Origin of the sequence: Bordetella bronchialis, from assembly GCF_001676705.1 — a bacterium.
Lineage (GTDB): Bacteria > Pseudomonadota > Gammaproteobacteria > Burkholderiales > Burkholderiaceae_B > Bordetella_C > Bordetella_C bronchialis.
The window spans coordinates 5,113,954-5,126,365 of the sequence record NZ_CP016170.1 but is presented as its reverse complement, the minus strand read 5'-3'; the positions used below and the strand labels follow the sequence as shown (position 1 = coordinate 5,126,365).

The 12,412-nt window shown below is 63.7% G+C and carries 9 protein-coding genes; all 9 read left to right on the top strand.

Features of this window, described 5'->3' with window-relative positions; translation table 11 throughout:
* The first annotated feature begins 46 nt into the window (after window positions 1-46).
* The 9 genes from glyA to BAU06_RS22435 all read left to right on the top strand — a co-directional run bounded on the left by glyA (window position 47) and on the right by BAU06_RS22435 (window position 12,355).
* Window positions 47-1,291 carry a serine hydroxymethyltransferase gene (glyA, locus tag BAU06_RS22475; protein ID WP_066355843.1) on the top strand — a complete coding sequence of 415 codons (1,245 nt, stop codon included), beginning with the start codon at window positions 47-49 and terminating at the stop codon, window positions 1,289-1,291.
* 36 nt (window positions 1,292-1,327) lie between these two features.
* The gene (gene nrdR, locus BAU06_RS22470) at window positions 1,328-1,810 is read left to right on the top strand and encodes a transcriptional regulator NrdR (RefSeq protein WP_066355840.1); all 483 of its coding nucleotides are present in this window, start codon (window positions 1,328-1,330) and stop codon (window positions 1,808-1,810) included.
* Between the two features lie 34 nt (window positions 1,811-1,844).
* Window positions 1,845-2,951 carry a bifunctional diaminohydroxyphosphoribosylaminopyrimidine deaminase/5-amino-6-(5-phosphoribosylamino)uracil reductase RibD gene (gene ribD, locus BAU06_RS22465; RefSeq protein WP_066355837.1) on the top strand — a complete coding sequence of 369 codons (1,107 nt, stop codon included), beginning with the start codon at window positions 1,845-1,847 and terminating at the stop codon, window positions 2,949-2,951.
* 151 nt (window positions 2,952-3,102) lie between these two features.
* Window positions 3,103-3,744: a riboflavin synthase gene (locus tag BAU06_RS22460; RefSeq protein ID WP_066355834.1), complete on the top strand. Its 642-nt coding sequence runs from the start codon at window positions 3,103-3,105 to the stop codon at window positions 3,742-3,744.
* A gap of 291 nt (window positions 3,745-4,035) precedes the next feature.
* Window positions 4,036-5,961 (top strand): PrkA family serine protein kinase, encoded by a 1,926-nt coding sequence (locus BAU06_RS22455; protein WP_066355833.1) that lies wholly within the window; start codon window positions 4,036-4,038, stop codon window positions 5,959-5,961.
* A 10-nt stretch (window positions 5,962-5,971) separates the two neighbouring features.
* Window positions 5,972-7,237, top strand: coding sequence for a YeaH/YhbH family protein (locus BAU06_RS22450; protein WP_066355831.1), 1,266 nt, complete (start codon window positions 5,972-5,974; stop codon window positions 7,235-7,237).
* On the top strand, window positions 7,234-8,769 hold the full coding sequence (locus BAU06_RS22445) for a SpoVR family protein (protein ID WP_231933938.1): 1,536 nt from the start codon (window positions 7,234-7,236) through the stop codon (window positions 8,767-8,769). Before BAU06_RS22450 ends, BAU06_RS22445 begins: the two co-directional genes overlap by 4 nt.
* Before the next feature lie 143 nt (window positions 8,770-8,912).
* Window positions 8,913-10,766: an ABC transporter ATP-binding protein gene (locus tag BAU06_RS22440; protein WP_066355823.1), complete on the top strand. Its 1,854-nt coding sequence runs from the start codon at window positions 8,913-8,915 to the stop codon at window positions 10,764-10,766.
* Window positions 10,767-10,825: 59 nt separating this feature from the next.
* On the top strand, window positions 10,826-12,355 hold the full coding sequence (locus BAU06_RS22435) for an ABC transporter substrate-binding protein (protein WP_066355820.1): 1,530 nt from the start codon (window positions 10,826-10,828) through the stop codon (window positions 12,353-12,355).
* The last annotated feature ends 57 nt before the right edge of the window (window positions 12,356-12,412 follow it).

Below are 12,412 nucleotides of genomic sequence, written 5' to 3'. Positions count from 1 at the left end.
TGGACAATCCGCGTTTCCCGCTTTTTGACTCCGTTCAGGAACCTCCATGTTCGACCGTACCCGCACCATCTCCCAGGTAGACGAAGAAGTCTGGGCCGCCATCCAGAAGGAAAACCACCGCCAGGAACAGCATATCGAGCTGATCGCGTCGGAAAACTATGCCAGCCCCGCCGTCATGCAGGCCCAGGGCACGCAGCTGACGAACAAGTATGCGGAAGGCTATCCCGGCAAGCGGTATTACGGCGGCTGCGAGTTCGTCGACATCGTGGAACAGCTGGCCATCGACCGCCTGAAGCAACTGTTCGGCGCCGAGGCGGCCAACGTGCAGCCCAATTCCGGCTCGCAGGCCAACCAGGGCGTCTACATGGCCGTCCTCAAGCCGGGCGATACCGTGCTGGGCATGAGCCTGGCCGAAGGCGGCCACCTGACGCATGGCGCGTCGGTCAATGCGTCGGGCAAGCTGTACAACTTCCTGCCCTACGGCCTGGATGCCGACGAGGTCCTGGATTACGGCAAGGTCGAAGCCCTGGCCCAGGAGCACAAGCCCAAGCTGATCGTGGCGGGCGCCTCGGCCTACAGCCTGCACATCGACTTCGAGCGCATGGCCCGCATCGCCCGGGACAATGGCGCGCTGTTCATGGTGGACATCGCCCACTATGCGGGGCTGGTCGCCGGCGGCGCCTATCCCAATCCGGTCCCGCATGCCGATTTCGTCACCTCCACCACGCACAAATCGCTGCGCGGTCCGCGCGGCGGCGTCATCATGATGAAGGCGGAGTTCGAAAAAGCCGTCAATTCGGCGATTTTCCCCGGTATCCAGGGCGGTCCGCTGATGCACGTCATCGCCGCCAAGGCAGTGGCCTTCAAGGAAGCCCTGCAGCCCGAATTCCGGGATTACGCCCACCAGGTCGCCAAGAACGCCAAGGTGCTGGCGGAAACCCTGGTCAAGCGGGGCCTGCGCATCGTGTCCGGCCGCACCGAAAGCCACGTCATGCTGGTGGACCTGCGCGCCAAGGGCATCACGGGCAAGGAAGCCGAAGCCGTGCTGGGCCAGGCCCATATCACCGTCAACAAGAACGCCATCCCCAACGATCCCGAAAAGCCCTTCGTGACCAGCGGCATCCGCCTGGGCACGCCGGCCATCACCACCCGGGGTTTCAAGGAAGCGGAAACCGAGCTGACCGCCAACCTGATCGCGGACGTGCTGGACGACCCGCGCAACGAAGCGAACATCGCGGCGGTGCGCGAACGCGTCGACGCCTTGACCTCCCGTCTGCCGGTCTACGGCTGAACGGCCGGCCATCACGGGCTCTAGCGGGGGAACACGGTGCGTTGTCCTTTTTGCGGCCACGCCGATACCCAGGTTATCGATAGCCGGGTACTGGAAGAGGGCGAAACCATCCGCCGGCGCCGGCGTTGCCAGCATTGCGATAAGCGCTTCACCACGTACGAACGGGTGGAACTCGTCATGCCGTCCGTGGTCAAGCGCAACGGCAGCCGCAGCGAGTACGACCAGGGCAAGCTGCGCGCCAGCCTGTCCCTGGCGCTGCGCAAGCGTCCCGTCAGTACGGAGGACGTCGACGCGGCCGTCGCCCGCATCGAGGAAGCCCTGCTGACCAGCGGCAAGCGCGAAGTCCCGTCCGCCTACGTGGGCGAGCTGGTGATGACGGAGCTGCGCAAGCTGGACAAGGTCGCCTACGTGCGGTTTGCCTCCGTCTACCGCAGCTTCGAGGACATCGGCGAATTCATCGAGGCGATCCGCGAAATGCAGGGTCCGCTGTTGTCCGGCAAGCTGCGCAAAGAGCCCTGACGTGCCTGCGAGCGCGGACCAGGATCGACACTGGATGCGCCACGCGCTGGAGCTGGCGGGCCGGGTGCTTCATACCACCGCCCCCAATCCCCGCGTCGGCTGCGTCATCGTGCGCGACGGACGCATCCTGGGCGAAGGCGCCACGCAGCCGCCTGGCGGTCCTCACGCGGAAATCTGCGCCCTGCGCGATGCCGCCGCCCGCGGCGAATCCGTCGTGGGCGCCACTTTTTACGTCACACTGGAGCCCTGCAGCCATTTCGGACGTACCCCGCCCTGCGCGGATGCCGTCGTCGCGGCTTCGCCGGGCCGGGTGGTGGTCGCCATGGGCGACCCCAATCCGCAGGTCAATGGCGCGGGCCTGGCCCGCTTGCGCGCCGCGGGCATTCCCGTCGCGACAGGTGTCTGCCTGCCGGAGGCCTTGGCCTTGAATGCCGGTTTCGCGGCCAGGATGAGCAGGGGCAGCCCCTGGGTATGGCTGAAGATGGCGGCCTCGCTGGACGGCCGCAGTGCGCTGCATAACGGAATGTCGCAATGGATTACGGGCCCGCAGGCCCGCGCCGATGGACATGCCTGGCGCGCGCGCGCGGACGTCGTTCTTACCGGCATGGGCACCGTACTGAAGGACGATCCCCGGCTGACCGTGCGGGACGTCCCCGTGCCGCGGCAGCCGCGCAAGGCCGTCGTGGATGGCCGCCTGCAGATTCCCGAAAGCGCCCGCCTGTTCGACGGCGAGGAAGTCTGGGTCTTCACCGCGCACGAAGATCCCGTCAAGGCCGAGCGGCTGGCGCGGCGCAATGCACGCGTGATTGTGTTGCCTGGCGCCGAGCCGGGGCGGGTGGACCTGCCGGCCATGATGCGATGGATGGCGCGCCAGCATATCAACGAGGTACACGTCGAGGCCGGCGCGGGCCTGTCCGGCGCCTTGTTGTCCGCCGACTGCGTGGATGAGATCCTGGCCTATGTCGCGCCCGTATTGCTCGGGGACGCCTTGGGCATGGTAAAGCTGCCCATGCTTACCCACCTGGATGCCGCGCGCCGGTTCGAATTCATCGACGTGGCGCCGCTGGGCCCGGACGTGCGCCTGCGCGGGCGCTTCGCCGACCGTTGGCAGACGCTGATGGCTGCTGCCAACCCGCGTTGAAGCCTTATACGTTCAGGTTATTCCCATAGCGCCCCTGCTCTGCGCGGAGCGCGTATCCTATCCCCATCCGCCGCCTTGGGCCCGCCGTATGCGCAGGGTCTGCCGACGGCGCCGATATCCGTGTAGTCCAACATCTTCAGGAGCGTTTTCTATGTTCACCGGCATCGTCACGGCCGTCGGCCGTATCGTGCGCGTTCAACCCCATGAAGCCCATGATGGCGGTGGTGGTATCCGGGTGCGCATCGATGCGGGAAACCTCGGCCTGTCAGACGTCCAGTTGGGCGATTCCATCGCCGTCCAGGGTGCCTGCATGACCGTCGTTGCGCTGGAAGCCAATAGCTTCGAAATAGACATTTCGCGCGAAAGCCTCCGGCGCACCGTCGGCCTCGATCGTGAAGGCGAGGTCAATCTGGAAAAATCGCTGCGTGTCGGCGATGCCTTGGGTGGACATCTGGTATCGGGCCACGTGGACGGCCTTGGGGTTGTTGTCCGCTACGCGCCGGTAGGTGAATCGCGGGAGCTTATCATCCGCGCGCCGAAGGAAATGGCCAAATATCTGGCCTACAAAGGCTCTGTTACGGTTAATGGCATCAGCCTTACAGTGAACGGCGTACAAGATGGTGTGGAGGGTAGTGAGATCACCATTAACGTAATTCCCCATACCCAAAACATGACCACGTTGCGTAACGTAAACGTAGGCGACAAAGTTAACTTGGAGATCGATACGATCGCGCGATACGTCGAACGAATGATGCAGGTGTCCGATGTGGCTGGCCGTCCGCAGGCAGCTTGAACGGGCCGCGCAATCCCGACGTTATCGCGATGGTTATTCGGCTCCGCCGGAGAAACAAAGGACCTTTCCAAAAGCTATTTCAAACGCCTTCGCGAACGGAACTTGCTTGGTTTGCGTAGGACTAAATCGTATGGCCGTAATACCGTTGCGATTGCTGTGTGTGGGGAAAGCAACATAGCATCACCATGAATCTGTATCCGCTGAACACCACTGGCGACACGGAGCCAAATAGGGCACACAATGGGGATGACGGACGGCTAGCCCTTTTCTGATGTTGTTGGAGGTATCCCAATGCTGAACATCGTCGAAGGCTTTAAGTCGCAGTACGCGCGGGATCAGGAAACCGAGCTCTCGCTCGAGGAATATCTGAACCTGTGCAAGCGCGATCCGATGGCATATGCCAGCCCCGCGGAACGGATGCTTGCTGCGATCGGTGACCCGGAAATCGTCGATACGCGCAACGACCCGCGGCTGTCCCGCCTGTTCTCCAATCGATTGATCCGCCGTTACCCCGCCTTCAAGGAATTCTTCGGCATGGAGGACGTGATCTCGCAGATCGTGTCCTTCTTCAAGCATGCCGCCCAGGGCCTGGAAGAACGCAAGCAGATCCTTTATCTGCTGGGCCCGGTGGGGGGCGGAAAATCCTCCATCGCGGAGCGCCTGAAAACGCTCATGGAGACCTATCCGATCTACTGCCTGAAAGGCTCGCCGGTAAACGAGACGCCGCTGGGCCTGTTCAACCCCACCCGCTTCGGCGACCAGCTGGAGCAGGATTACGGCATTCCACGCCGTTATCTGTCCGGCATCATGTCCCCCTGGGCCGTCAAGCGCCTCAAGGAGTATGACGGCGACATCTCGCAATTCCGGGTCGTGCGCCTTAATCCGTCCGTCCTGCGGCAGATCGCCATCGCCAAAACCGAGCCGGGCGACGAAAACAACCAGGACATTTCCTCGCTGGTCGGCAAGGTGGATATCCGCAAGCTGGACCGCTATTCCCAGGACGATCCGGATGCCTACAGCTATTCCGGCGGCCTGTGCCTGGCGAATCAGGGCCTGCTGGAATTCGTGGAAATGTTCAAGGCGCCGATCAAGATGCTGCATCCCCTGCTGACGGCCACGCAGGAGGGCAACTTCAAGGGGACGGAAGGTTTTTCCGCCATTCCCTTCAACGGCGCCATCCTGGCGCACTCCAACGAGTCCGAGTGGCAGACGTTCCGCAACAACCGGCATAACGAAGCCTTCCTGGATCGTATCTACATCGTCAAGGTGCCCTACTGCCTGCAGGTGAGCGAGGAAATCCAGATCTACAGCAAGCTGCTGCACAACAGCTCGCTGGCCGAGGCCCCCTGCGCGCCGGGTACGCTGGACATGATGGCCCAGTTCTCGGTCCTGACGCGGCTGAAAGAGCCGGAGAATTCCAGCATCTATTCCAAGATGCGGGTCTATGACGGCGAAAGCCTGAAGGACGTGGATCCCAAGGCCAAGGCCCTGCAGGAGTACAAGGATTATGCAGGGACGGATGAAGGCATGACCGGGGTCTCCACGCGGTTCGCGTACAAGATCCTGTCCAGCGTCTTCAACTACGACCAGACGGAAGTGGCGGCCAATCCCGTCCACCTGATGTACGTCCTGGAGCAGCGCATCGCCCGGGAGGACTTCCCGGAAGACACGCGGCGCCGCTACCTGGAGTTCATCAAGGGCTACCTGGCCCCGCGCTACGCCGAATTCATCGGCAAGGAGATCCAGACGGCCTACCTGGAATCCTATTCCGAGTACGGGCAGAACATCTTCGACCGCTACGTCACCTTCGCCGACTGCTGGATCCAGGACGAAGAGTTCCGGGACCCGGAAACGGGGGAAAGTTTCGACCGGTCGGCCCTGAACGACGAACTGGAGAAGATCGAGAAACCGGCGGGGATCGCCAATCCCAAGGATTTCCGCAACGAGATCGTCAACTTCGTGCTGCGGGCACGCGCCAACAACAGCGGCCGCAATCCGACCTGGACGAGCTACGAGAAGCTGCGCGAGGTGATCGAGAAGAAGATGTTCTCGAACACCGAGGACCTGCTGCCGGTCATCTCCTTCAATGCCAAGGCGTCTGCCGAGGACAAGAGCAAGCACCAGAGCTTTGTGGAGCGCATGGTGGAAAAAGGCTACACCGAAAAGCAGGTCCGCCTGCTCTGCGAGTGGTACTTGCGGGTGAGAAAGTCCTCCTGAGCGAGGTAGTATGAATTCACTTATCGATCGTCGTCTCAACGGACGCAACAAAAGCGCCGTCAACCGCGAGCGATTCCTGCGGCGCTACAAGACCCAGGTTCGTAAGGCGGTGCGGGACCTGATACGCGAGCGTTCGATCGAAGAGATGGACCAGGGCGGGGAGATCAATCTTCCCGCCCGGGATATCTCCGAACCCCGCCTGCGCCACGGTGCGGGCGGCGATCGCGAAATCGTGCACCCGGGCAACCGGGAGTTCGCCAAGGGCGACACCATAGACCGGCCCGACGGGGGAGGCGACGGCGGCGGCCGGGGCGATCCCGGGGAAGGCGATTCGGTCGACCAATTCACCTTCACCCTATCGCGCGCCGAGTTCCTGAACTTCTTCTTCGAGGACCTGGAGCTGCCGCACCTGGCGCGCAATCAGTTGGGCGATGTGCACCAGAAGAAATGGCACCGCGCCGGCTATACCACCACGGGCTCGCCCAGTTCGCTGGCTGTCGGCCGGACGTTGAAGGCCTCGCTGTCGCGGCGCATCGCGCTCAGCGTCGGTGCCCGGCGCGAGCTGACCGAAGCCGAGGACAAGCTGGAGGACCTCGAGCGCCGGGGCGCGCCCCTGGCGGCGCTGGAAGCGGCGCGCGCCGAAGTCGAATCGGCCCGCGAGCGCGTGGCGCGGGTGCCCTTCCTGGACGAGATCGACCTGCGCTACCGGCACCGGGTGTCGGTGGCCGTGCCCATGGCGCGCGCGGTGATGTTCTGCCTGATGGACGTCTCCGGCTCGATGGATGAGAACAAGAAGGACCTGGCCAAGCGCTTCTTCACGCTGTTGTACCTATTCCTGATGCGCAAGTACGAGCATGTGGACCTGGTATTCATCCGGCACACGGACAACGCCGAGGAAGTCGACGAGGACACATTTTTCCACGATCCCAAGAGCGGGGGCACGGTGGTGCTGTCGGCCCTGGAGCTCATGCACGAGATCATCGAGAAGCGCTATTCGCCTTCCACCTGGAATATCTACGCCGCCCAGGCCAGCGACGGCGATTCCTTCGGCGCCGATGCGGCCCGCAGCTCGCGCTATCTCTCCGAGCACCTGCTGCCCGCGGCGCGCTATTTCGCGTACATCGAGATCCACGATACGCACGACGTGCGCAAGAGCAGCCTGTGGGCGGAATACGAGCGCGAGCCAGCCGAGCACTTCGTCATGCGCCGTATTTCCGAACGCGGCGAAATTTTCTCCGTCTTCCACGAGCTGTTCCGGAAGGAGGCCGTTGTATGAGCGATGTCATGAGCCGGCTCGAGAGGCCGCGGGGCGACAAGCTGGTGTCCCCTATTTCGACCGGGTCGGAGTGGACCTTCGATCTGATCCGCCGCTATGACGAGGCCATTGCCGAAGTCGCGGCGGAATTCAAGCTTGATACCTATCCCAACCAGATCGAGATCATTACCTCGGAGCAGATGCTGGATGCCTACGCGTCCGCCGGGCTGCCCGTGGGCTATCCCCATTGGTCCTACGGCAAGGAGTTCATCCGTAACGAACAGGCGTACCGGCGGGGCGTCCAGGGGCTGGCCTACGAGATCGTCATCAACTCCAACCCCTGCATTTCCTACCTGATGGAAGAGAATTCCATGGCGATGCAGGCGCTGGTGATCGCGCATGCCTGCTATGGCCACAATTCCTTCTTCAAGGGCAACTACCTGTTCCGGCAGTGGACCGACGCGGACGGCGTGCTGGACTACCTGGTCTTCGCGCGCAATTACGTGATGGCCTGCGAAGACCGCTACGGCATCGAGGCCGTGGAGGAAATCCTCGACTCCTGCCATGCGCTGTCCTCGCATGGCGTGGATCGCTACAAGCGGCCCCACCCGGTCTCGTACAAGGAAGAGCTGCAGCGCGTGGCGGACCGCGAGGAATACCAGCGGGTGCAGTTCAACGACCTGTGGCGCACGGTGCCCAAGGCCGAGACCTCGGATACGGAGAAGCGCGACGTCTTTCCCGCCGAGCCGGAAGAAAACATCCTGTACTTCATCGAAAAGCATTCGCCCAAGCTGCAAACCTGGCAGCGGGAACTGGTGCGCATCGTGCGCAAGATCGCGCAGTATTACTACCCGCAGATGCAGACCAAGGTGATGAACGAGGGCTGGGCCACGTTCTGGCACTACACCATCCTGAACCGCCTGCACGAAAAAGGCCTGGTGGACGACGGCTTCATGATCGAGTTCCTGCAAAGCCATACCAATGTGGTGTGCCAGCGGGGCTTCGACCAGCGCGGCTACGGCGGCATCAATCCCTACGCGCTGGGCTTCGCCATGATGACGGACATCCGCCGTATCTGCGAGCACCCCACGGAAGAGGATCGCCGCTGGTTCCCCGACATCGCGGGCGGCGACTGGCTGAAGACGCTGGACTTCGCCATGCGCAACTTCAAGGATGAGTCCTTTATCTCGCAGTACCTGTCGCCCAAGCTGATCCGGGATTTCCGCTTCTTTGCCATCGCCGACCACGAGGAAAACCCGCAGCTGGAGGTCGTCGCCATCCACGACGACGAGGGCTACCGCCATGTGCGCAAGCTGTTGGCGCAGCAGCACAATCGCGACAACCTGGTCCCCGACGTACAGGTCGTTCAGTTCAACCGGGATTCCGATCGGTCGCTGGTCTTGCGTCACCAGCAGACGCGCGGCAGGCCCCTGGTGGCCGAAGAGGCCGACCAGGTCATGAAACACCTGTCCCGGCTGTGGGGGTTCAAGGTACGCATGGAAGAAACCGACGCCGACGGGCAGACGCTGGCATTCCGCGAGCTGGGGGGCTGACGGCCGTCGGCCTGGGCATACAGGCGGCGAAAGCCGCCATTTTTGTGCGTTGCGCAACCCGGGTTTCCCCGCACCGCGCCGGTTGTTCAAGATTTACCGATAAATCGTTAACATCCCGTTTTCTCTTCGCTTCACCCCTTTCCTTGGCTACGCCCCCAGATACGAATCCCCCGCCGCTGCTTTCCCTGCGCGGGGTGTCGGTGGAATTTCCGTCGGAAGACGGCGTGTTCCGCGCCGTCGATGGACTGGATTTCGATGTTTTCCCCGGCCGCACCCTGGCCATCGTGGGCGAATCCGGCTCCGGCAAGTCCGTGACCTCCATGGCCATCATGCGGCTGACCGACTACACCGGGGGCCGCATTGCGGAGGGCAGCATCCTGCTGCGCGACAAGGCGGGCCGGGAACTGGACCTGACCCGCGCCGACGAGGACACGCTGCGCGAAATCCGCGGCAACGATGTGGCGATGATTTTCCAGGAGCCGATGACCTCGCTCAACCCGGTGTTTACCGTGGGCGACCAGATTACCGAGGCCATCATCCTGCACCAGCGCCTGAGCCGTCCGGCCGCGCGCGAGGCGGCGCGCGCATTGCTGGAAAAAGTGCGCCTGCCCGATGCGGCAAGCATGCTGGACCGTTATCCGCACCAGCTCTCCGGCGGCATGCGCCAGCGCGTGATGATCGCCATGGCGCTATCGTGCCGCCCGCGCCTGCTGATCGCCGACGAGCCGACGACCGCGCTCGACGTGACCATCCAGGCGCAGATCCTGAATACGATCCGCGAACTGCAGCGGGACCTGGGCACCGCGGTCATCTTCATTACGCACGACATGGGCGTCGTGGCCGAAATGGCCGACGAGGTCGTGGTCATGCTGCGCGGCCGCAAGGTGGAGCAGGGGCCGGTGGAACGGATATTCCGTGCACCGGAGCATCCCTACACGCGCGCGCTGCTGGCCGCCGTGCCCCGGCTGGGCAGCATGACGGGCCGGGACCTGCCGCTGCGCACGCCGCAGATCGTGCTGGAAGCGGGCGCCTTGCGCGAAGTCGGCAGCACGCATGAGCAGGATACGGCCGACTACACGCAGCCCCTGCTCAGCGTGCGGGACCTGACGACGCGCTTCGACGTGGGCCGCGGCTTCCTGGGCCGCGTGACGCATCGCGTCCACGCGGTGGAAAGCGTCAGCTTCGATATTTTTCCCGGCGAGACCCTGGCGCTGGTGGGCGAGTCGGGCAGCGGCAAGTCCACCATCGGCAAGACGCTGCAGCAACTGGTCGATCCGACCTCCGGGCAGGTGCTGTTCCAGGGGCAGGACATCTTTTCCATGGACGCCGCGGGCCGTCGGCGATTGCGCCAACAGGTGCAGTACATCTTCCAGGACCCGTATGCCTCGTTGGATCCCCGCAAGACGGTGGGGTTCAGCATCGCCGAGCCCATCGTCACGCACGGCTTGCTCCACGGGGACAAGGCCATCGCCGCGCGCGTGGCGGAATTGCTGGAACAGGTGGGCCTGCGCCCCGAGCATGCGCGCCGGTATCCCCATGAGTTTTCCGGCGGTCAGCGCCAGCGGGTGTGTATCGCCCGGGCGCTGGCCAGCGATCCCAGCCTGATCATCGCCGATGAGTCGGTATCGGCCCTGGATGTCTCCATCCAGGCGCAGATCCTGAACTTGCTGATGGACCTGCAAAAGGACCGCCGGCTGTCCTATCTGTTCATCACGCACGACATGGCGGTGGTGGAGAAAGTCAGCCACCGCGTCGCCGTGATGTACCTGGGCCAGATCGTCGAGATGGGCCGCCGGCGGGCGATTTTCGAAACGCCGCGGCACCCCTACACTCGCAAGCTGCTGGCCGCCGTGCCCGTGGCCGAGCCGGGGCGGCACATCGATACCACGCTGATCTCCGGCGAGATCCCTAGTCCGGTGCGCCGGGTGGGGGATGCGCCGCGCGTCGTCCCCCTGGTGGAGATCGCCCCGGGGCACCTGGTGGCCGAGGCGGCCTGACCGTCATGCCCCGCGCATCGTTCTTTTCCTCGTCATCGAAAACGTCCCTGGAGGCGCTCATGTTTACCTACACCAAGACCGTTCGCGCGCTGGGCGCGGCGCTGGCCGTCAGCGGCACGCTGGCCCTGGCCGCGCCCGCGCAGGCCGCCGGCACGCTGAACGTGGCCATCACGCAGGACGCCGGCAGCTGGGATCCCATCGACACTTTCGTGACGTGGTGGGGCTCGGTGGGCAGCAATCTGTTCGACGGCCTGACGATGCGGGGCGCCGACATGAAGCTGCAGCCGGGCCTGGCGACCAGCTGGGAATTCCTGGACAACGACACGCGCATCCGCTTCAAGCTGCGCGAGAACGTCAAGTTCCACGATGGCGAACCCTTCAACGCCGACGCGGTGAAATTCACCTTCGATCGCCTGCTGGGCCCGGAGGGCGCGAAGGGGCCGCAGCAATCCAACTACAACTCCATCGACAAGGTCGTGGTGGTGGATGAGCACACCGTCGACTTCGTGATGAAGCGGCCGGACCCGGTCATCCTGACCAAGCTGGCCGGCTATGGCGGCATGATCGTCCCGCCCAAGTACCTCCAGGAAAAGGGTGACGCCTATTTCAACGAGCATCCCGTCGGCACCGGCCCTTTCAAGTTCGTCGAGTACAAGCCCAAGATCAGCCTGACCCTGGCGCGCAATGACGACTACTGGGGCGGCAAGCCCAAGCTGGACCAGGTGGTGTACCGCTTCATCGCCGAGCCCGCCACCCAGGTCGCCGAACTGCAGGCCGGCCGCGTGGATATCGCCACCGCCATCCCGCTGGGCCTGGTGGACACGGTGAAGAAATCCAGCAATGCCACCATCGTCAGCACCAGCGGCCCGGGCACCGTGGTGGCCCGCTACGATACCTCGCGCGGCATTACCAAGGACCGCGACGTGCGCCGCGCGCTCATCATGGCCGTGGACCGCGACGCCATCATCAAGCAGTTGCTGCTGGGCTATGCCAAGCCCATCGCCAGCTTCCAGGGCGATCTCTCGTTCGGCTACGACCCCGCGCTCAAGCCGCTGCCCTTCAATCCCGCCGAAGCCAAGAAGCTGCTGGCCAAGGCCGGCGTCAAGCCGGGCGCCGCGATCCAGCTGGACATCCGCGGCAGCGATTCGCAGTTCCGCGAAGTGGCGCAGGCCATAGCCGGCTATCTGCAGGGCGTGGGCATCAAGACGACCATCAAGCCCTACGAGACGCCGGTGCTGATCAACGACATCATCCCGCAGGGCAAGACCGGCGAGATGTGGCAGATGTATTGGGGCGGCTGGACGTACGACTACGACAACACCGCCTACCTGATGTACCACACCGGGCAGAAATGGAATCCGTACGACAAGGATGCCAAGCTGGACGCCATGCTGGATGCCCAGCGCAACACCTACAAGACGGATGAGCGCCAGAAAACCCTGCGCGCCATTGCTGCCTATGTCGCCGACAATGCGCTGGAAATGCCGTTGTACGCGCTGGATACCGTGGTGGGCGTGAACAAGCGGGTCAAGAACCTGAGCGTGCCCGGCGACATCCGCTTCCGTTTCGTCGACGCCAGCGTCGATTGACGCCTAACCCTGGCGCGCTCCGGCCGCGCCCGCCTGCACCGGAATATTCTTCCGGCT